Here is a 21834-nt window from a genome sequence, read left to right on the forward strand (position 1 = left end):
CCGGGCCTATTGTCGCCGGACCTAGCAAAAACCCTAGGCCCGCAGGACGCGCACGCTGCGCGGAGCGCCCAGCCGGCTCGGCCACAATCCGGGCCATGAGCTCCCGAATCGACGATCTTTCTTCCGATGCGCAGCGCGCCGCCGAGCTGCGTACGACCCTGAACCACCACGCCCATCTGTACTATGTGCTCGATGCGCCGGTCCTGCCCGATGCCGAGTACGACAAGCTGTTCCAGGAGCTGCAAGCGCTGGAGGCCATCCATCCCGAGCTGCTGAGCCCCGATTCGCCGACCCAGCGGGTGATCGGCAAGGTGCTGGCCGGTTTCACGCCGGTGCGTCATGCGGTGCCCATGCTGAGCATCCAGACCGAGACCGATACCGAAGCGACGGGTGCGATGAACTTCGACGGCCGGGTGCGCCGCGAGCTGGGCCTGGCCGAGGACGCACCGGCTATCGAGTACGCCGCCGAGCTGAAGTTCGACGGCCTGGCCATCAATCTGCGCTACGAGCAGGGCGTGCTGACCCAGGCGGCCACCCGCGGCAACGGCGAGACCGGCGAGGACGTCACACAGAACATCCGGACCATCGGTCAGATTCCGCTGCGGCTCAGGGGCGTGAGCGCGCCCGTGATCGAGGTGCGCGGCGAGGTCTATATGCGGCGCGATGATTTCGAGGCCCTCAACGAACGCCAGCGCGCCGCCAACGAGAAGACCTTCGTCAACCCGCGCAACACCGCGGCCGGCGCGGTGCGCCAGCTCGATCCGGCGCTGGCCAAGCAGCGGCCGCTGAGCTTTTTCGCCTACGGCCTGGGCGAGGTGCAGGGCTGGGAGCTGCCGGCTACGCACAGCGCGATGCTGGACGCGCTGCAGGCCTTCGGCCTGCCGGTCTGCGCCGACCGTGCGGTGGTGCAGGGCGCGCAAGGCCTGGTCGAGTTCCACCAGGCCATGGGGGCCAAGCGCGACCAGCTGCCGTTTGATATCGACGGCATCGTCTACAAGGTCAACAGCCTGGCGCTGCAGCGCCAGCTCGGCTTCAAGACCCGCGAACCACGCTGGGCCGTGGCCCACAAATACCCGGCCCAGGAGCAGGTGACGCGGCTCAATGCGATCGACATCCAGGTCGGCCGCACCGGCAAGCTGACGCCGGTCGCCAAGCTGGAGCCGGTCTTCGTCGGCGGCACGACGGTCAGCAATGCGACCCTGCACAACCTCTTCGAGCTGCGCCGCAAGGGCGTGCGCATCGGCGACCAGGTCATCGTGCGGCGCGCCGGCGATGTGATTCCGGAGATCGTCGGCAAGGTCGACGCGCTGCGCGCGGCCTATGTGCCCAATTTCCGCATGCCCAAGGCCTGCCCGATCTGCGGCAGCGCGGTGCAGCGCGAGCGCGGCGGCATCGATCACCGCTGCAGCGGCGGCCTGTTCTGTCCGGCCCAGCGCAAGCAGGCCATGCTGCATTTCGCCGGCCGCCGCGCGATGGACATCGAGGGCCTGGGCGACAAGCTGGTCGATCAACTGGTCGACGCCGGCCTGGTGCTGAGCCTGCCGGGTCTGTACAAGCTGGGCGTGGCCAAGCTGGCGGCGCTGGAGCGCATGGCCGACAAGAGTGCGCAGAACCTCGTCGATGCGCTGGAGAAAAGCAAGAGCACGACGCTGGCGCGTTTTCTCTTTGCACTGGGCATACGCCAGGTCGGCGAGACCACGGCCAAGGACCTGGCCCGGCATTTCGGCTCGATAGACCGGTTGATGGACGCCAAGCCGGAGGAGCTGCTGGAAGTGCGTGATGTCGGGCCCATCGTCGCGCAAAGCATCCACACCTTTTTCCAGCAGCCGCACAACCGCGAGGTCGTCGAGCAACTGCGCGCCGCCGGCGTGCACTGGCCCGAGGGCGACGGCGCCTTCGCCGACCAGGGCCCGCGGCCGCTGCTGGGCAAGACCCTGGTGCTGACCGGCACCTTGCCGACCCTGAGCCGCGACGCCGCCAAGGACATGATCGAAGCCGCCGGCGGCAAGGTCAGCGGCTCGGTGTCCAAGAAAACCCATTACGTGATCGCCGGCGAGGAAGCCGGATCGAAGCTGGACAAGGCCCGCGAGCTCGGTGTCGCGGTACTGGACGAGGCGGGATTGCTGACTTTGCTGGCTGCCGAGGCATCCGAATAATCGACAATGTATATTATGTAAACTCACATCCCTATCGCGCTGAAACCTTTGGCAACCGTATTCGCCCGGCTGGCGGCTGCGGGCCGGGTCACAATGCCGACCATGAGCAGTAACTATCCCGTACCGAATCCCGACCAACGATTCATCGACAAGCAGATGGCCGGCGTCATCGAGGCCATCATGACCCACAGCTACAGCCTGGCCAACAAGGGCTTCATTCCATCCGAGCAGCAGGTCGGCGCCTATATCGCCAGCCTGGACGAGGACACCGTGCTGCAGAAGATCCGCAAACACCCCGGCGCGGCCGCGACGCGCGCGCTGCTGGCGGATGACGCAGAACTGCTGCGTTGGGCCAAGCTCGTCGGGCAGGACAAAAAACAGTCCTGAGTCACCGGCCTGCCCTGCGCTTCAGCGCGGCTTGCGAAACGGATCCATATCGATGCCGTGCTTGCGTATCAGCTCGAAGAACGCGCGCCGGTGCTTGCCGGCGTGCCGCGCAGCCTGGGTGATATTGCCCTGGCAATGCAGCAGCAGGCGTTCGATGTAGTCGCGCTCGAAGCGCTCGACCATGCGGGCCTTGGCGCCCTGGAAATTGGCTTGCAGCTCGGGCAAAGGCTGGGCATCGATGTCCAGATCCTCGGCCAGCAGCTGCGGCCCGCCGAGCAGCACCGCGCGTTCGATCACATGCTGGAGCTCGCGCACATTGCCGGGCCAGTCGTACTGCATAAGCTTGCTGAGCGCCTGCGGCGTCAGCTGCGGCAGGCTGCGCTGCTGACGCCGCGCATAGTGCTGCAGGAAATGCTGGGCCAGCAGCACCACATCCGGCCGCCGCTCGCGCAGCGGCGCCAGGCTCAGCGACAGCACATTGAGCCGGTAGTAGAGATCCTGCCGGAACAGGCCCTGGCGCGCCTGCTGGGCCAGATCACGATTGCTGGCGGCGATGATGCGGATATCGGCATGGCGCAGGCTGTTGGAGCCCACCGGTCGGTACTCGCGCTCCTGCAGCAGACGCAGCAGCTTGGTCTGGGCGGCCAGCGGCAGGCAGTCGACATCGTCGAGAAACAGACTGCCACCGGCGGCCTCCTCGACCAGGCCGGCGCGCGCCGCATGGGCCGTCGTGTAGGCGCCGCGCGTGTGGCCGAACAGCTCGCTCTCGATCAGCTCGGTCGGAATCGCGCCGCAGTTGATCGGCACCCAGGGCTTGGCGGCACGCGGCGACAGATAGTGCAGGGCCTGGGCAAACACCTCCTTGCCGGTGCCGGTTTCGCCGAGTATCAGCACGCCGGCATCGCAGCCCGCCAGGGTCGGCAGCTTGTTCAGCAGCTCGGTGAAGGCCGGGCTGCCACCCACCATATGCTTGAGCCGCGGGTCGGGCCGCGCGGCGGCGGTCTCGCCAATGGCGCTGCGCTGCGTGCGGCCCAGCATATGGCGCACCCGCGCGCGCAACTCGGCATCGCTGACCGGCAGGAACAGCAGATCGGTGGCCCCGGCCGATAGCAGGGTTTCGAGCCTTTCATGCACGCCGGCCTCGCCGACCGCCAGCACCGCGCAGCCCGGTGACTGGCGCCGCACCTGGGCACAGACCCGGCCGCAGGCGGAGAAGCTCTCGCTGTCCACCAGCAGCACCATCAGATCCAAGCCACTCGCGTCGGCGCCGTCCGGCCGCACCATCACGCACTCGTCGCCCTCCAGCAAGGCCTGGCGCAGCCGCCGCTGCAGCATCGCGGCGCCGGGCTGGGCCGACTCCGCCGTGATCAGCTCGATGCGCAAGGCAGTCTCCCTGGGTTCTTGCTGCGGCCCAATGTAGTCCGGATGGGCGGATGCTCTATCCCGCAGCATAGGGGTGCGATCCCCCTAGACCGGCAATGTCAGCCCAGCACCAGCCAGGTGATGTGCAGCCGCCCCGGCGCCATCTTGCCGAGCTCGCTCTGCAGATACTGCTTGGTGGTGGCGCCCGGGGGCTGGCTGCAGATCACGATGTAGCGGATCCTGGCCCGGGGCCATTTGTTCAGTGCGATGAACAGGGTCTGCGGGATCTGGATGATCTTGTGCTGGCCGGTGGGCTGGCGCGCGCCCCGGCTGTTGGTGGCAAACCAGCTGGCGTTCAAGGTGGCCTCGATCAGGGTCACCTCGGTCTGGTCCGCATCGGCGCGCGCCGGGTCGGTGAAGATGGCCTCGGGCTTGTTCCTGACCTTGGGGTCGGCCGGATGGTGGATCATCTGCTGGTTGCTGGGGCTCAGGCCTTGGCGGGCCAGATTGGGCGCGATCACCTCGTCGACATGCGGCATCGCGACCTTGCCCTCCCAAAGCCGCCAGCTGGCGTTGGCATCCTTGCGCTGCTGCGCAGTCAGGCGCGGCGGGCCTACGGCGATCGTGAAGTCCTCGCCAAACTCCAGCAGCTCGCTGGCCGGGCTGAAGCCGCCCACCACCTTGTATGCGCCCTGTCCCGTCGGCTGCAGCTCCAGCGAACCCCAGCGGTACAGGCGCTTGAGCGCGGCCACGCTCTTGCGGATCAGGCTCAGTGGCGCCTTCATGCCCACCAGCAGGCTCAGCGCCTGACGGGTGCGGCGCCGTGCGGCCTCGCGCCGCGCCTGTTCCTTGTCCTCGGTCTGGGTCGTTTTCGGCCGCTCGACGCTGGGCTTGCGGTGTGTCGCCTGGGGCCGGTGCCGGCCCCGGTTCAGGCGGGCCCTCAGCTGGCGGGCGATGCCCTTGATCTTGCCGCCTATCTTCAGGATGGCCTTGCCCAGGCGCAGCAAGAGCCAGTTGGAGACGAAGTCGATCACGACGATGGCGGCCGCCGCCACCAGCTGCGCAAACTGCGGGCCGGCGCCGCCGCCCTTGACCGCCTTCAGAAAGGCGATCGCCCGGCCGACCGCGCCCAGCATTGCCGAGACCGAGCCCCAGGCCGCCTGCAGCCCCTCGATCACCGCGATCACCGCGCCAGCCGCCGGGATGATCATCGCGACCAGCTTCTCGATCAGCAGCTGGATCAACGCCGGCGGTAGCACCGCCTTGATCGCCGACCAGGCCATCGCGCCGATCTGCTGCAGGCCCAGACCGCCCTGCTTCAGCAGCGCCCAGATCGCCGGGCCGACGCCCAGCACCGTCTGCAGCTTGCCCTCCCACCACTGGCGTATCGCCGTCGCCATCGCCCCGGCCAGGTGCTGGCGCACGCCCTCGCGCGCGGCCGCGCCCAGCTTGGCAATCCAGCCGCCCGGGTTGGGCGCCACATCCTCGACCAATGTCTTCAGCACGCCCAGCGCCTGGGCCACCTTGTCGGCTGCCTTCAGCGCGCCGACCGTGATGGCCCTGGCCTGGTCAATCGCCGCGTTGGCCAGCTTGCCGCCGGTCTCCAGCGCGAACTCGGCCACCGCCGCAGCGCCATCGACCACCCGGTTGACCGCACGCTTGGCACCCTCGGCGATCGCATTGCTCTTGCTGATGCCCCAGTCCACGCCCGCGCTGATCGCCCCCTGCACCGCCTCGCGGGCGGCCGGGAAACTGGCCAGCAAGACATCGGCGGCGGCGGCCAGGGCCGTGCCCGCTGCGGCGATCAGGCCGCTGATGCGCTCACGCGCGGCGTCGATCTTCTGGGCCGCATAGCGCTTGAAGCGCTCGGCCGTCGCGCGGATGAAGGCCTTGCCGGCCTCGACCTTGTCGCTGATCCATTGCTTGACGCCGTCGAACCAGGCGCCGACCGCATCGCCGAGCCGGCCGAAGAAGCCTTTTTCCTCGCTGGCGGCCTGGGCCTCGCGCTTCTTGGTGGCCACGGCGGTCTCGACCTCGGCCTGTTTGTCGCGGGTCTGCTGCTCGCCCTGCTCGATCTGCGCGGCCGCCTCCTGCTCTCCCCGGCTCTTCTCCTCGGCCACCTGGGTGTCGGCGCGGCCCAGGATGTCGACCTGGCCCCGCGCCAGCCGGCCCAGCGCCGCCTGCTGCTGGGCCGTGTAGCGAGCGCGGGCGGCCTGGGCATCGGCACGTACCTTGGTGCCCGCGGCCTGCTGCTCGGCCGCCGCTTGCGATGTCAGCGCGCCGATCTGGGACTGCGCCGCCTGATTCGAGGCCGCGATCTGGGCCTGCGCCGCCAGGGTCGCCGCGCTCACCCTGGCCGCCGCCACCGCCATGGCAACACGCACCTCGGCCCCCCTGAGCTGCTCGGCCAGGATGGCCTGGGCAAGCGCGCCGGCCTTGCCAGGCGCGGCCTTGCCCGATGCCGCACCGGCGGGGCGCAGCACGCGCGCCTTGATGCGGGTCTGGCCCACCGTGGGCCGCACATGCTGCTCGCCCAGCGGGCGGGCCACCGCAGCCACCTCGCGCTCGTGCGCCGCAGCGACGGCCTGCTCGGCGCGCGACTGTTGCTGGCCCAGCAGGGCCGGATCGGCCGCGCCGCTGAGCTGCAGCTGTGGCGCAGGCCCGAGCGAGACCTGCTGCAGACCCGGATCGCTGCCCGGCAAGGCCGACAGTGCGCCGCCGAGCCTGGCCTTGTCGGCCGCGCTGGGCTCGGCGGCGGGCCTGGCGATCTGCGGCGTCGCCACCCGGTCGGCGGCATTGCCGGCAGCGGGCGGCGTCGATGCCGGCTCGGCCTTCGCAGCGCTTGGGTCCGAAGCCTTGCCAGCCAGCGTGACTGCCACAGGGGCGGCAGGGGCGGCGCTCTTTGCGCCCGCAGGTCGAGCCGCTGCCGGCTCACCCACCGTCACCTCGGGCAGGCCCGCCTGGGCCGCCTGGGCCTGGGCCGCGGTCTCGCTGGCCGCCGCACCCTGCACACCGCCCAGAGCGGCGTCCACCTGGGCCGGCGTCGCTGCGCAGAGCGCAGCCAGACCCTGTGCCGGCGGCAGGCCGGAAACATCGGGCGCGGCCGATTCGGGCGGAGCCTCGCCGCCCCCAGCCACCTCGCCACCCGCCACTGCACCCTGCTGCGCCGGCAGGGTCTCGCCGAGCGAGGCCAGGGCCGCATCGCGCCCGTCCGGTTCGACGGCCGGTGCGGCGCCCTGCCCGGTCTCCTGTTCCTCGCTGCGCTGCTGCGCTTCAAACGCCTGCTCGGCACGACCGGTCCGGACATCGGTCGCCGCCATCTCCGAAGCGGGCGCAGCGCCCTCCTCGACCGCCGGCTCGATGCCGCCCTCCTCGCTCGCCTGCACATCCGCCGCCTGGGCTGTTGCCGCAGGCGTCGTGGCAGGCGTTGTGGCCGGGGCTGCCGCTACCGGCAGCTGCGGCCGCAAGACCGGCACAGCCGGCAGCGGCCTGGCCTCGACCGGCCTCGCCGCCTGCTCTGCCGATAGCTCCGCCGGTTTCTCTGCCGGTTCATCGGCGGCCGGCTCGGGCCTGCGGGCCGGGCTCTGATAGGGCTTGGGCTGGAGATAGCTCGGCAGGCGGCTGAGCGGCTTGGCGGCGGCGGGCGTCGTGACCGCGTTCACTCTCGCTGCGGTACGCAAGACCGGCTGATCGGGCCGCAGCGCCCCGGCAGGCAGACGCTTGCGCCTGTCCCTGGCCGCCGGGCTCAGCGTGGCCTGCATGGCGCTAGCCGCTCAGGCCATCGGGCAGGCGCTGGCCGAGCTTGCGGTACTCCAGCAGCAGGGCCTCGTGCAGATCCGCGTCGCTGACGGGCCCGGGCGCGCCCTCCACCTCGGCGCGTTGGCGCGCCAGCAAGGCGGCGCTCAGCACGGCATTGCGGATATGTCCGCCGGGCAGGTCGACCAGCGCCGCCACCCGGTTCAGCCGGGCCGGGTCCAGCGCCGGCGTCGTGCCCAGATGCAGGGCCCAGAGCGCGCGCCGCTCGCCGACATCGGGCAGCGCAAACTCGACGATGGCATCGAGCCGGCGCATGAAGGCCTCGTCGAAGCGCGCCTTGCTGTTCGAGGTCAGCAAGGCCACGCCGTGATAGCTCTCGAGCCGCTGCAGCAGATAGTTGGTCTGCATATTGGCGTAGCGGTCATTGGCCTGCTTGACATCGGTGCGGGCGCCGAACAGCGAGTCGGCCTCATCGAACAGCAGCAAGGCATCGAGCTGCTCGGCACGCGCCAGCAGCTGGGCCAGGTTCTTCTCGGTCTCGCCGATGTATTTGCTGACCACGGCCGCCAGATCCACCCGCAGCAGCGGGCGCGCCAGCCGGTCGGCCAGCCATTGCGCGGCCAGGGTCTTGCCGGTGCCCGAGGCACCGATGAACAGCGCCTTGACGCCGGCGCCGAGCCGCCCCTTGAGCAGCGGGCCGAGGCCGGCGCCGAGATCGGCGCGGGCGCGGCAGCGCGTCAGCAGCAGCTCCAGCTGATGGCGCAGCGCCGGCGGGCCGACCCAGGCCTCGGCCGGGATGTGATCGCTCGAGACCTGGGCCCAGGCGGACAGCTCACGCGCGCCGGCACGCAGCTCCTGCTCGAGCGCTGCTGCGGGCGGCAGCTCACGCGCCGCCGCACGGGCCAGCGCCGCCAGGCTGCAGCGCGAGCCGCTGACCGCTGGGCTCAGCGCCGTACCGAGTGCCGCGCCGGCCGGCTCGCGACGCAGGCCCGCCCACAGGCGCCGCCTGTCCTCGGCGCCGGCCGGGCCCAGCTCGAACTCATTCACAGGCAGCGCCGCCGTGTCGACGCTGACATCCGGCCTGGCCAGCACGATCTGCAGACCGGGCCAGCCGGGCAGCGGCGGCAGCGGCCAGCGCTGGCCCGGCGCGATCTCGGGCTGCCACAGCGGCAAAGCACCGGCCAGCAGCAAGGCCGGCACCAGCCCGTGCTGCTGCGCGGCCAAGACCTCGTCCTCGGCCTCTGGCAGGCGCAGCAGCGTCTGGGCGCGCCGGCGACCGAGGCCGGCGGCAAAGGCCTGCAACTCCTCGCGGTCACGTCCGCGCAGCAGCAGCACGCCGGTCCGGCGGCCGGCCAGTTCCTCGATGGCCACGTCCCAAGCCTGCGGCAAGGGCCAGACCACGGCAGCCAGCGACGGCAGGCTCACCGCCCCCAGGCGCAGCGCAGGCACGTGGGCCGGCCCGGCAAGAATCAGGCCCAGCAGATCCGGCGCCAGACGCAGGGGGCGGGCATGCAGCAGGGCCTGCTCATCGTCCAGCCGCAGCAGCCCGGTGGACAGCGCCGGCCCCTGCAGCAGTTCGCCCAGCGCCCGGTGCGGTGCCAGCCCCAGCTGGGGCGCCAGCGCCTGCAGCAGGCCCAGGCTCGGCCGGGCACCGGCGCCGTGAGCGGGGCTGGACTGCAAGGCCGCCAGCGCGGCCGCGATACCGGCGTCGAGCTCCACCCACCAGGCCAGCGCCAGGGCCACCCGCTCGATGGGGGTCAGCGCCAGCGCATCGCCCAGGCTTTGCAGCGGCGCAGCGCCGGGATCGGGATCTGCATCGTCATCGCGATCGACCAGGCGCCGGAAATCCGGATGATCTTGCGCCGCTGCCGGCACGAGGGCTGCCAAGGCCAGCCGCAGAGACTCGCGCACAGGCGCCTGCGCAGGCGGCGTCGCCCGCCTATCCATGGCCGGACTCCGGCGGCAGCAGCTCGGCGCCGAGGAAATGAAAGGCGACGATGCGGCCGAACCAGGGCAGCCAGCCGGGATCGCTGTCCAGACCGAGTCGGCGCAGCCGCAGATCGACGCTGTCCAGCGCAAAGATCACATCGATATGGGTGGGGCTGGCGCCCACCCAGGCCGGCCGCTGCAGCAGCTCGGCCAGGTCCATCCGCGCATGGCCGCGCAGCGCGCGGCGCAGGCGCAGGGTCCAGAGCCGGGCCAGCCGCGGATGGCTGCCGGCATGACGAGTGTCGAACAGCGCCCACTGTGCATCCCTCTGTCCATCCGGCTCGCAAGCACCTAGCAGGCTCAGAAACAGCGCATCGACACAGCCCGGCGCCGCTAGCGCCTGCCGCTCATAGCCCAGGGTCTGCAGCAGGTTCAGCAACAGCAGCAGGCCACCCTGGGCGGTGAATGAAGCCTCGGCCAGCCAGGGCAAGGCGGCGTCCTGGCACCTGCGCGCGTCTGGCGCTGTGGGCGCAGGATGAAGAGCTGGTGTGGAGAGCCGCCTCGGCGTCGTGCCGTCCGTCTTCATGGGCGGCGGCTCGGGACGCTGAGCCTTGCGTTCTTGTGCTGACAAGGGCGCCGCGATGCCGCCGGCCCTGTCGCTCGCCGAGCACAGCGCGCCTGCGAGGCAGGCCTCGGTGGCGGCGGGCTGGGCGGCGCCGTTCGGTAGCGCGGCGGCGGTCTGCTCGGTCGGCGGTTCGGGCCAGGCTTGACGCAAGCGCTGCAGCCACGGCGGCCAGCGCCGGCGGCTCGCTGGCGTCACCCTAGGCCCGAGCCTGGCGCTGCCGTCCTGCGTTTCGACGCGAGCCGCTGCCGCTGCAGTCAGCGTACGGTCGACAGCGCTCAGCAGGCGCTCGGCCAGCGCCGGCGTCAGCTGCGTATCCAGGCGCAGCAGGGCCGCGTCCGTCCAGCGGCGCAGGGCCTGCACCAGCGCGGCCTCCTGCTCTTGCAGCAAGACCTGCAGGACCGGCGCGCTGCTGCTCGCCGCAGCAGTCGCGGGCAGCGCCGCCAGCTCGGGCAAGGCGGCCCGCCAGTACCACTCGCCCTCGGCGCTGGCGGCCTGGCCCGGCGTGCCGCCACCGTCGGCCAGGCCTTGCAGCCAGGCCAGGCGCGCATCGAAACGCGAGTTGAAAAACACCGCCGGCGCTGCGCCGGCCTGCGGGTGGCTGGCCGGCAGGGCCTGGGTCGCCAGCTCGCGCCAGGCCTGTTCCAGCGCGCGGGCCAGCTGCGCCGGGCTGGCCTGCGGTGGCAGGCCGCGCAGGCACAGGCGCCGCACCAGCAGCAGCCGGCCGCAGTCATGAAACTCGGCCGTGCGCAGCGCATCCTCCAGCGCCCAGCGCAGCGCCGGCCCGCCGCCGGCGCGGGCCGGTGCCAGCCGCGCCCGGCGCACCAGGCGTGCGGCCGGCGGCAAAGGCAGCGCGCCGTCCATGGCCGGTCAGCGCCGCCTGGCCTCGGCCAGCTGAGGGCTGGTCGGACTCAGCGCCGGTCCGGTCTGCAGCTGCACCCGCAGGCTGGCATCCAGGCTCAAAGCCGGGCCGGGCTCGACATGGGTCACGCGCGCACTGGCCAGGCCCTCGGCCAGGTCCTCGATCACCGCGCGCGCCAGCAGGCGGGGGTCGCCGGGCGCCTGCACCAGCACCTGCATGCCGATGCGGGTCAGCTGCGGGTCGACCTCCAGCTCGAAGCGGGCGTCGACACGCGCCGGCACCGCCCGCTTGATGCGCGCGGAGAGGATGCGCTTGACCGGCGCATGGGCGGCCAGCAGCAGGCAGACCCGCACCAGATCGTTGATCGCCTGCTGGGCCAGGTCCTCGGCGCTGACCTGGGCGAACAGCCAGTCCACCATGGCCTGCAGCCGGCGCCAGTCGGCGTGGTCCAGGCCGGCGCTACCGAAGCCGGGCAGCACGCTGAGCTGGCGCAGCGAGGCGGCCTCGTCGAGCTGCGACATCAGCTCGGCCCAGCGCAGGCGCAGCAGCGCCGGCACCGTGCAGAAACCGGCGTGCAGACAGGCGCCGACGCCGGCGATATCGTCCAGCAGACCCAGCGCCGCCAAGGTCACAACGCGCGGTGCGGCCGGCGTCAGCAGCAGATCGGCGACGCTGGCGATCTGCTGCAGCGGCGCGATTGCCTGCTGCCAGCTGCTGCCGGGCTCGAAGCGGACCAACTGCTCGACGGCCTGCTCACGGCTCTTCAGCAGGCGCTCGTCCTGGCGCTCGAAGGCGCTTTGCAGCAGGCGACCGGTCAGCGAATCATCGCTCTTGCCGCGCGCCGCAGCACCGACATCGCGGCTGGTCAGCAGGCGCTGCTGGGCGGTGGCCAGCAGCTGCTGCAAATCATCGACACGATCGAGCTTGAGCAGGCTCTGAGCGAGCGGGCGCAGCCAGCGCACCGGCACCTCACGCAGGCTGTCGACCATCGCCAGCAGCTCGGGCGGCGCCCGATGGGCCTCGCCACGACAGCGCGGCACCGGATCCTCGAACTCGGCCGCCTGGGCGGCCAGCACCGGCACATCGACCAGCGTCGCGGCCAGGCGCGGCCGGCGGAACACCAGATAGGGCACCTGCTCGGCCAGCACCGCCTTGCGCCGCGCGATCAGCGCGGCGATGCGCGCCTGCTCCTCGCTGCGCAGCGCACGCGCGACCGACAGATCGTGCCGCACCTCGGCCAGGTTCAGCGCCAGCGCGGCCAGCCGCTTCTGGATCTCGGCCGAGACGCCCAGCATGCGCTCGCGCACGGCCTTGGCATCGGACTGCAGCCGGCGGTAGTCCTCGGCGCGCAGCTCGATACCGCGCAGAAAGCGTATCGTGTTGTCGATCGCGTCGACACCGCGGCGGAAATAGACCGCCTCGTGCAGATCGCTGCCGACCTCGACCGCGTCGATATCGCTGACGCCGCCGGCCAGCAGCTCGGCCGCCGTGACCTTTTTGCCGGCCTCGCCCTCCCCTTTGCGATAGCCATAGACCGGCAGATCGGCCACCGCCAGACCGCTGGCCTGCAGGCCCGCCAGGCCGGCCTGCACAAAATCGTTCTTGCCCTTGGCCGCCGTGTTGCTGGACACCACCGAGGCCGGCAAGGTAAAGCGCTCGGCCACCGTCACGGTGTTGTAGGTGGCGCCGATCAGACTGGCGCCGACCACGTCCTTGATCGCCGGCGGCACCTCGACGCTGAGCTGGGCCGGCCGGGCGGTCGCCGTTGTCGCCAGGCTTTGCTTGCTCAGCGCGCTGCCCAGCTTGATGTCGCCGCTGGGCTTGACGCCAACATCGATCGGCACGATACGGCTCGGCAGGCGGTCCAGTGCCAGCCGGTTGATCGCGCTACCGGCGGAGGCACGTCCGCCATCAGTCAAGGCCAGCGCGGCAGGTGCGGCAGCGGCCGCGACATCCAGCCCGGCCGGCGCCGCGCCACGCTGTTCCTTGAAGTCCGGCGGGTTGCTCGCCTTGTCATTCAGGCGCTTGAAGTAGTCGGCGAACTCCTTCTCGGTCGCGACCGGGTTTTCGTTGCGCTTGACCAGCTCGGCCGCCGCCGGCGAGGTCAGGAAGCGGCCCGCATCGTCGACACCCAGCAGGCTCTGGCGCATCCGGAAGATGTCGATGCGCGAGCGCAGGAAGCCGAAGTCGACATGGTCTCCGGCCGCCTTGATGCGGCCCTCCAGGCGCTGGATCAGCTCGTCAAGCCCGCCGTCCACCGTGCGCGGCGGCGTTGTCGCCTTGCGCGGGCTGCCGGTCGGCTCGCCCAGCTCCACCGTCAGCACGCCGCCGCGCAGGCCGCGCCAGTCGGCCAGCAGCCGGTCGAGCTCGCTGAGCCTGCGGGTCTCGGCGATCGGCAGCCCCCAGGCCAGGTCCAGCGCCGCATCGACGGCCTCGCCCTGGGTCAGCCATGACCAGGTGCCGGCCGGCGTCGCGCCGGGCGGTAGCGCATCGCTGAGCCAGAAGGTCTCCTGGCCCTGGCCCAGCTTGCCGGCATAGCCCCAGTGCAGCTCGGCCGCCGCGTCGCCGCCGAACAGCGCGAAGGCCAGGCCGTCGATGCGCTGTCCGGCCAGGCCGGCGCGCGCAACCGGCACGCTCAGGCGGGTCCAGACGCCGGCGACCGGCAGCTCGCCGATGCGCTCGCCCTGGGCCTCGGCCGGCACCTGGCCCCAGCTCAGCGGCCTGGTCGCCGGCGGGTTCTCCAGCGCATCGCCGCTGATCAGCGGTCGCAGCGCGATGCCGGCGGGGCTGCCGAGCAGGCGCACGAAGACGATCAGCGCATCGCTGGCCTGCAGGTCCAGCTTCAGATGGGCGCCGCTGAACTGGTGCATCTCGGCGCCGCCGGCCGCCACGCGCGAGACATGCAGGCGCTTGAAGGCCTGCGCATCGAGCGCGCCGCTCTCGTCGGGCAAGGCATTCAAGTCATCCTGAGGATAGGCCGGCAGCTCGCCGGCAATCGCCTGGGTCAGCAGGTCATAGCGGCGGCGCAGGCCGTCGCGGCGCGTCAGCAGGCTCAGGCGCTCGGCCGTCAGGCGCTGGATCTCCAGATCGAACAGCGGGTGGACGCGCTCGTCGAGCTTCAGCAGGTCGGCCTCGAAGAAGCGCGCCGGCACCGGCACCAGCAGCTGCACCTGGTCACGCAGCGAGAGATTGAAGGGCATCATCGAGGCCGACTCGGCAATCAGCGCATCGACCATGTCCAGCGGCACCGGCTCGGCCCGCAGCTCGAATTGCGGCGGGAAGAAGCGCTGGCGCCCGGCCACCAGATCGACCAGCTCCAGCGGCAGCACGCCGGCCGGCGGCAGCCAGTCGAACTGCTGCGTCAACGCCTCGGCCCGGCGCTGCGCGGCCGGCAGCTCGGCCAGCTGCTCCAGCAACTGCGCGACCCGCGCTTGCCACAGCACATCGTCACCCGAGCCGCTCACCAGGCTGCTGCGATTGCGCCGCCCGCCGCCCTGGCGCACGACGCTGGCGCGGTCGGCAAACAGCGGCCGGAAGTCCGCATCAAAGGCGACGATGGACAGCGGCACCCCGAGCCGCTCCCAGGGCCAGGGCTGGGCCGACAGCAGATCGGGTGCATCAAGCGCCGCGCGCTCGGTCCAGGCACGCAGCGACCGCGAGCCGCTGGGCGACAGGCGCTCGCGCTCGGCATTGAAGACCGCATAAGCCAGGCGGTTGCGAAAGCGCGGATCGGGCGTCAAGCCGTCGGCGCTCCAGGGCGGCAGGCTCAGCGTCTCGGGCCAGGGCACCCAGGCCAGCTGGAAGCCATCCTCCCAGGCGGCCTGGCTGTCGCCGAGCTGGTCGAGCGCATTCGGACAGGGGCTGTCCAAGGCCTCGCTGCGATCGAGTGCGATGCTCAGCGGCTGGGCGATCAGCACCATCGCATGGGGTAGGAAGCCGGCGCCGCCCAGCTCGGCCAGCACCTGGCCCAGGCTGGCCTGCGACTGCAGGCCGCCGCGCGAACCGCCGACGCTCAGGGCGGCCTCGACGCGCGGCGACAAGACCTTGATCGCGTCGGCGCGCACCCGCAGCGGATAGGCCAGGGCCAGATCGCGACCATCCGCCGCGATGGCCTGGCCGGGCAGCAGGAGCAGTGTCTCCCGGCCTTCCAGGCTCAGCTCCAGCCCGCGCACCACGCCGGGCGCCACCGCCTGGGCCAGGCGCTCGGCCGCGGCGGCCCGGCCGCGCTGCTCCTCGCTCAGCGCGCCATGGGTCAACGCACGCTGGGCAAAGAAGTTCAGACGCTTGCGCAGCGGGGCTTCGCCCGCGCCGGCCCTGGCATAAGGGCCCAGCGGCGGCAGGCTGGCCAGCACCTGTTCACCGGCAAAAGGCTTGGAGATCCCGCGCAGCAGTTTCATGATTCAGCCCCTGGCGATCTCGCCGGCCAGCTGGGCCAGGCGTTGGGCGGCGTCGTCCGACAGCGCGGCCTCGCGCAGCCGGGCCGCGAAATCGGCCTGCTTGAGCGGCGGCAGTGCGCGCGCGGCGCGGTCCAGCGCCGGTGCGACGCCGCTGTCGGCCACCGCCTGCACCAGGGCCGGGCTGCGCAGGCTGTCGCGCGTCTCGGGATCGGCCGCCTGGGCCAGCGCATCAAAGCCCTCGCCCAGGCGCGGATCGCCGAACTGGCGGGCGATCTCCAGCACATCATCGTGGCGCAGCGCCTCCTCGTTCTTGGCGCGCAGCTCGGCGCGTGCCGACACCGCCGTGAAAGCGCTGCGGCGCAGCAGGTCCGAGGTCAGCAGCTGCTTGTTGGCGACCCCCTCGGAGACCGCCAACCGCGGCGCGGCCAGCAGATTGCCGAGCTCGGCACGGGCCAGCAGCGGCATCTTGCTGTTGATGCTGGCGAAGCGCTCCAGCTCCCTGTCGGCGCGCAGGCGCAGGTCGAGCTCGACGTCGATGCTGGCGGCATCGCCGGCCAGGCGCAAGGTCGCGCTGGACAGCTCGCTGCTGTAGGGCAGCTGGCGGCGGCGCAGGTACCAGAACATCGGCCGGCCATCGGCGGCGGCGAGCTCGCTGCGGCTGGCCTCGATGGCGCGCTGCCAGGCCTTGGCCGCGTCGACCGGGGCGGGCGCCAGCAGGCCCGGCGGCAAGCCATCGCCCCGGCCGATCTGCAGCAGGGCTTCCAGCGGCGAGCGCTTGGCGATCAGGCCGGCCGAGGCCGATTTGACCGGCCGGCTCAGGCTTTGCAGGCTGCGCCTGTGCTGCTCCAGCTGCTGGCGCGTCACCGGCGCGACGATCAGCACCGAGAGGTGGTCGAGGTCCTCGTCGGCCGCGCGCAGATCGATGGGCGGCAGGGCCAGCGCCTCCTGCACCAGGGCCGCCAGCTCGTCGGCCGGGATGAAGGCAAACTCGCAATCGACCAGCGGCGGGAAGTAGGACTGCAGCAAGGTCAGCTGGCCCAGCTGGGTCTCGAAGCGCAGGCAGGCGGCCGGCAGCGGGCCGACCGGCGGCAGCACCTCGAACTGCCGGGCCGCCGCGAAGCCGGTCTGGATCTCGGGCGTGGCGATGTCGTCGAGCTGGTCCTGGTGCTGCTTGAGCCAGGCCTCCAGCAGCGCGCGCGGGCGCGGCGCCAAGCCGGCCGCCAAGGTCGACTCGGCACCGACCTCGCGCCTGACCATGAAGACATCCAGCCAGCGCAGCGCCCCGCCCTCCAGGCACAGCATCGCCAGTGGCAGAGCGTCCTGCAGCGCGCCGGGGCGCTGGCCTTCGAAGAAGATCTCGCGCGCCACCCGCGCGCGCCTGGCCGCCGCATTCTCGACGCCGGCACGGTCCGGATAGGGAATCAGCGTGACGGCGGTGGCCTCGACGATGTCGCCGTCGCGCACCAGGCGCTGGCCGTCCAGGCTGGTCGGGTAGGCGGTGGTCGGGTTGGCGCTGAACTCGATGGGCCGCAGCGCCAGCACGAACAGGCCGCTGCGATTGCTCGCGCCGGCGCCGGGCAGCTGCTTGATGCCCAGCTGCGCATCGAGCTCGGCCTTGCCGGCCAGCGCACTGATCGCCAGCTCCTGCCGGGCGCCGACCGTGACGATGTCGCCGCCCGGCGTCAGGCCGATGCCAGGCTCCAGCAGCAGGGTCGGCTGCTGGGACGCGGCCTGCCGGCCCAGGCCCACCATCAGGCCGCGGACCACGCCGGCCCCCATGGCCTGGGCCAGGTCGGACTGGCGGGCGCGGATGTAGTTCTGATCGGCCGTCAGGTCATCGGCGCTGAGGAAGCGGCCATCGAAATAAAAGGGCCGGCGCCGGGCGCTGTCGACCAGAATGGCGCCGGCATCGAGCTGGGCTCGCAGCCGCGCCTGGTCCTGGGCATCACGCACGGTCAGCATGGTCAGTTCGGCTGGGCTGTTCATCAGGGGCTCCTAGAGCTCGGCCGCGAGGCGGCCGCGCCATGAATAGGGATTGAAGACCAGGGGGCGCAGGCTGTTGTCGGCCAGCTCGCGCCAGGCCGGCTCGGCCCAGCGCTGCTCGGGTGGCGGCTCGGGCGCGGCGGCGATCGCGGCGATCGCGTCGGTGTCGGGCTGCGGAAAGGCGCCCGCCTCGGCCTGGCGCACCGGCACCGTCACCCGCGCCAGCAGCAGCTGGTCCCAGTCGGCCTCGCCGGCCTGCTCACGCAGCCGCGGCAGGCGCTGCGGATCGAGCACCGAAGGCTGCGGCCAGGCGTCCAGCGCGCTCGCGACGCACCAGGCACGCCGCCGGGCCTCCAGCTCGGCCGGGTCGGCAATGCCGTTCAGATCGGCCAGCATCGCCTCCAGCTTGACCGAGCGCGGCTCGGGCCGGGCCAGCTCGCCACCGATCACATGGGCCAGGCGCAGGCTCAGCTCGAAGGCATCGGCCAGCCGGGCCGGCACCACATAGTCGCTGGCGTTGAAGGGGCCGGCGGCGAAGGCCGGGGTCTTGCCATGCGGACAGATCGCAAAACGCAGCCACACGTCGAAGACCAGCACCGGCCCGGCCGCCCCGGCGCGCACCGCAGCGATCACGGCGGCCCGCTCCAGCGCGGCCTCGGCCGTCTCCGCGATGGCCTCGCGCTCGGCCAGCCAGCGCGCGATATGGATGCACTGCTTGCGCCGGATCTCGATCAGCCGGCCCAGCCGGTCCAGCGCCAGGCCGGGCGCCACCTGCAGTTCCAGCTCGGGGTTGTCCTGCGCGCTGCAGCCCACGCGCAGGCCGGCCAGCGTGCCGTGGCCGTAGAGCGCGGCCAGCGCCCGGCCGCTGCGGCCACGCAGATAGAGCTGCTCGGCCGCGAAGTCCTCGGCGCCCAGCAGCACGCCGTTCGCGTAGTGCACGCGCTCGGGCACGCCGCGCGGCGCCAGCGCCTCGGCCACCAGATCGTCCACCTGCTCCTTGAGCAGGCCAGGGTCAGCGATTGCCATGGTTGTCTACCCTCTTTGCACGCGCAGCAGCAGCGTGGCCGGCGCGCTCTTGCCGCTGGGCCCTTCGATGACCAGGCGCACGATATAAGCCCCGACCGGCAAGCGGGGATCGAGCAGCACCTCGGGCTCGCGGGTGCTCAGCGGGGCATCGAGCTTGAGCGTTTCCATCGCCAGGCCCTCAACCGCGCACCAGGGTCCAGTTCCAGACCTTGACCGCGCCGCCGACATCGCTGGAGCGGTCGCCGCTGAGACGGAAGGCCTGGCCGAACGGCACCTTGACCTCGGGGTCGGGCACGCGGCCGCCGGTGGCGTCCAGCATGTCGATGACGGCGGTCGGCCGGGCGCTGTCGACGATGATGATGGTGATATTGGCCGGCGCCGAGGCGTTGCCGCTGTCGTCGGTGACCACCAGCTGGAACACATGCTTGCCCGGCTTCAGCGGTGTGTTGGCCGAGGCGGCAACATCAAGCAGGGGCTCATCGGACTTGATGCTGGTGTCGGTGCCGGGAACGAACTTGGCCATGGTGGACTCCTTCGGTTGGTGGATTCACAGAGGGGGGCGATGCAGCCAGTCATAGCTGGCGATGGAATGGCCGTCGGCCGCGCTCGAGGCACTGCCGTCCAGGTGCAAGGCGGTGATGGGGTCGCTGCTGAAATCGGCCGGATGGATGCGCGCGACCGGGGGCTCGGCCGATGCGGCCGGCGGCAAGAGTGAGTCGAAGGCGCCGGCATGGGCGTCCAGCGAGGCCTCGCCGCGCAGCCGGTCCACACCGCCCAGCGCCGAGCTCTCGGCACCCGGGCCGGCGCGCACCGGTCTTGAGGGCGGCGCGCTGCGCAGATAGCTGTCGGCCCCGACCAGGGCCGCCACGCCCACCATGAAGGGATGGGCAGCCGGCACGACGCGCAGCTGCACATGGGCCGGCGCGCCCTGCTCGGCCAGGCGCCGCACCAGGCCCAGCTCGTCGCTCGCCAGTTCCTCGTGCACCAGCACGGTGACCCGGTAGGCCAGCGCGTCGAACAGCGCGCGCCGGGCGGCGGCGCTCTCGGCCTGCTCGGCGGCGGTCTCGCTGCCCAGATCGCGGAACAGGGCCAGAAAGGTCTTGGTGAAGCCTTCATCGGCCAGCACGCGGGCGTCGCCGAGAAAGAGCGTGTCGCCGAGCACCGAGTTGCCCGATTGCGTCAGGCCGCTGGTCAGGGGGTCGAGGCGGTCTTCCAGCCGCGCGCCCAGTATCGTGGCCAGGCTGCGGCGCAGCCGGAAGTCCTCGACGACGACGATACGCCCGCGCGTGAGCGCGCCCTCGGTGGCGATGTCCAGCGCGCGCTGCAGGCCGGCCAGCGTGCCGTGCTGGCGTGCCAGCGCCGGCGCATTGGCCAGCATCCAGCGGGCGCGCTCGGTCGGCAGGCCCGGCTCCAGGCTCAGGCCCAGCCAGCCGGCCAGCCAGGGCAAGGCCTCGGGCGGGCAGGCCATCGCATCGGTCAGCAGCGCGCTGGCGGCGATGCGGGCCTCGATATCGCTGAACAAGCCCTCGAACAGCAGCAGAAAGCGCTCCAGGAAATCCGCCGGGCTGGCGCGGCCGCGCTGCTCGGCATCGCTGCCGAACAGCTGCTCGTGATAGAGCGCAGGCAGATAGCGGTCGCGGTAGGACAGGCGGCCGGCATAGGCGCGCAGCGCCGCCAGCTCCGGCGTGGCCCGGCCATCGCCGAACAGCTCGACCGCCACCCACAGCCGCGCGCCCTGCAAGGCCCGCACCGCGGTGCCGGCGCGCTGGATCAGCACCGTGAACAGCCCCGTGCGGCCGGGCTCGGCCGCGCAGCACAGCAGGCCCTGCCCCAGCGGCTGCTCGGTCGGCGCGGCCACCCAGGCGGCGCGCGGCAGGTCGTCCGGCAGGGCTGCGGCCAGCGCCGCTGGCAAGGCCGTGCGCTCGCCGACCAGATGCGGCGCCCAGCGCGGTCCCTGGCCCGCGCGACCGGCGGTGAAAGCCGGCGCGCCTTGCTCTCCGACCGCCAGCCAGACCAGCAGCGCACAGCCATGCGGCACGGCGGCTTCCAGATAGAGGCGGTGCCAGACGCAGGCCGGGTCGCCGCTGTCGATCAGACCGGCCGCGGCACGGGCGCGGACGCCGGGCAGCTGGGCCTGCTCGCTATTGGCCGCCAGGCCGTAGCGTGCGCGCGTGATGCCGGCCACGCGGGCCACCGGCACAGGCCCGTCCCGGCCCGGGTAGTGCAGGCGAGAGCCGGGGCGCGCCGCGACAAAGGGGCCGCCGGTCCAGCCGGCCAGCGGGTAGTAGCCGCCCTGGGGCTGCAGCGGGCGCTGCAGCTCGCTGCTCAAGCGGCCGGCCTGGCTGGCCTGTTGCCAGCGCTGCCGCAGCGCGGCCGGCAGCGCGTAGAGCCAGACGCCGGGATCGCGCGGCCGGCCGTCGGCGCCCAGCAGCTGGCCGCGTGTGGCCAGCGCGATCTGCTCGCCGTCGAACCAGGCGAGCGTGTGGGCAAAGCGCGGCCCGGCCAGACTCAGCGGCAGCGACAGGCGGCCGTCGTCCAGCAGCCGGCGCAGGCGCACGCCCCCGCCGGCGCGCCGCAGGCTCAGCAGCAAGAGCCCGCCCTCGCGATGGCTGGCCAGGGCCAGCGCCTTCTCGTCGGCCGGCACCGCATCGGGCAGCAGCCGCCACCGCGGCGGATCGGGATTGGGATCGCAGGCGGCCAACCGTGCGTCCTGCCTGCGCTCCAGATGAACCGGCCGGGTGAACAGCGGCAGGCCGCGCAGATGCGCCAGCCGGCCCTGGGCGACGTCCAGCACCCAGACACCGCCCTCGGCGGCCGAAGCCAGGCGCTGCGGCTGCAGCCCCTCGGGCGCGGCCAGCCGGGTCAGCGCAAAGCGGCCGCGCAGGTCGAGCAGCCACAGCGCCCCATTGGCAAGCAGGTACAGCACATCGTCGGCGCCCAGCGTCATATCGGTCACCGGCAGCGCCTCGGGCGGCAAGGCCAGCGCCTGCGGCGCCAGGCCATGGGCGGCGGCCAGATGCGAGTTCGAGACCAGGGCCGCGCCGTCCCAGCACAGATGGTTGCCGACCGCGTCGATCACCAGCGAGGGCTGAAGCAGCACCGCGTCGACATCGGCCGCGTCCTCCTGCAAGGCCAGCGGGCTGGCCCGGCCGGCCAGGCGCAGGCCGCCGAGGCGATGCTGCGGCGCCGGCTCTATCGTCACGGCGCTGCTGCCATCGTTCTGCGGCACGGCCCAGGGCTTCAAGCCATGGGGCTCGAAGCCGAGACCGAAGCTGCGAAGGCCGTTGATGTCCATCTCAGTGCCCGCCCGGCCGCCCGAAGGGCGCTGAGCACCCCCTCGGGGGGCAGTGAACA

Annotated in this window: 12 protein-coding genes; 2 read left to right on the forward strand and 10 right to left on the reverse strand. The window is 72.2% G+C overall.

Features of this window, described 5'->3' with window-relative positions; translation table 11 throughout:
* Window positions 1-95: 95 nt before the first annotated feature.
* Together ligA and O5M90_RS02565 are read left to right on the forward strand one after the other, a co-directional pair.
* On the forward strand, window positions 96-2156 hold the full coding sequence (gene ligA / locus O5M90_RS02560) for an NAD-dependent DNA ligase LigA (protein WP_269841557.1): 2061 nt from the start codon (window positions 96-98) through the stop codon (window positions 2154-2156).
* Window positions 2157-2258: 102 nt separating this feature from the next.
* Window positions 2259-2543, forward strand: coding sequence for a hypothetical protein (locus O5M90_RS02565; protein ID WP_269841556.1), 285 nt, complete (start codon window positions 2259-2261; stop codon window positions 2541-2543).
* A 21-nt stretch (window positions 2544-2564) separates the two neighbouring features.
* On the opposite strand, the gene O5M90_RS02570 is transcribed toward O5M90_RS02565, so the two are convergent.
* The 10 genes from O5M90_RS02570 to O5M90_RS02615 form a co-directional block, all read right to left on the reverse strand.
* Window positions 2565-3926 carry a sigma-54 dependent transcriptional regulator gene (locus tag O5M90_RS02570; RefSeq protein ID WP_269841555.1) on the reverse strand — a complete coding sequence of 454 codons (1362 nt, stop codon included), beginning with the start codon at window positions 3924-3926 and terminating at the stop codon, window positions 2565-2567.
* 98 nt (window positions 3927-4024) lie between these two features.
* Window positions 4025-7666 carry a hypothetical protein gene (locus O5M90_RS02575; RefSeq protein ID WP_440401800.1) on the reverse strand — a complete coding sequence of 1214 codons (3642 nt, stop codon included), beginning with the start codon at window positions 7664-7666 and terminating at the stop codon, window positions 4025-4027.
* Between the two features lie 4 nt (window positions 7667-7670).
* Window positions 7671-9608 carry an ATP-binding protein gene (locus O5M90_RS02580; protein ID WP_440401801.1) on the reverse strand — a complete coding sequence of 646 codons (1938 nt, stop codon included), beginning with the start codon at window positions 9606-9608 and terminating at the stop codon, window positions 7671-7673.
* Window positions 9601-11076, reverse strand: coding sequence for a hypothetical protein (locus tag O5M90_RS02585; protein ID WP_440401802.1), 1476 nt, complete (start codon window positions 11074-11076; stop codon window positions 9601-9603). The genes O5M90_RS02580 and O5M90_RS02585 overlap by 8 nt, the downstream gene beginning before the upstream one ends.
* A gap of 6 nt (window positions 11077-11082) precedes the next feature.
* Window positions 11083-15471: a hypothetical protein gene (locus O5M90_RS02590; RefSeq protein WP_269841550.1), complete on the reverse strand. Its 4389-nt coding sequence runs from the start codon at window positions 15469-15471 to the stop codon at window positions 11083-11085.
* Window positions 15472-15474: 3 nt separating this feature from the next.
* Complete coding sequence (locus O5M90_RS02595; protein WP_269841549.1) at window positions 15475-17457, reverse strand: hypothetical protein; 1983 nt, start codon at window positions 17455-17457, stop codon at window positions 15475-15477.
* A gap of 9 nt (window positions 17458-17466) precedes the next feature.
* Window positions 17467-18480: a hypothetical protein gene (locus O5M90_RS02600; protein WP_262972917.1), complete on the reverse strand. Its 1014-nt coding sequence runs from the start codon at window positions 18478-18480 to the stop codon at window positions 17467-17469.
* A 6-nt stretch (window positions 18481-18486) separates the two neighbouring features.
* Window positions 18487-18648, reverse strand: a complete 162-nt coding sequence (locus tag O5M90_RS02605) for a hypothetical protein (protein WP_171018285.1) — start codon at window positions 18646-18648, stop codon at window positions 18487-18489.
* 10 nt (window positions 18649-18658) lie between these two features.
* Complete coding sequence (locus tag O5M90_RS02610; RefSeq protein WP_137943386.1) at window positions 18659-19003, reverse strand: hypothetical protein; 345 nt, start codon at window positions 19001-19003, stop codon at window positions 18659-18661.
* A gap of 24 nt (window positions 19004-19027) precedes the next feature.
* Window positions 19028-21775, reverse strand: a complete 2748-nt coding sequence (locus tag O5M90_RS02615) for a phage tail protein (RefSeq protein ID WP_440401803.1) — start codon at window positions 21773-21775, stop codon at window positions 19028-19030.
* Between the last annotated feature and the right edge of the window lie 59 nt (window positions 21776-21834).

Source organism: Paucibacter sp. M5-1 (genome assembly GCF_027498415.2).
Classification (GTDB): domain Bacteria; phylum Pseudomonadota; class Gammaproteobacteria; order Burkholderiales; family Burkholderiaceae_C; genus Roseateles_E.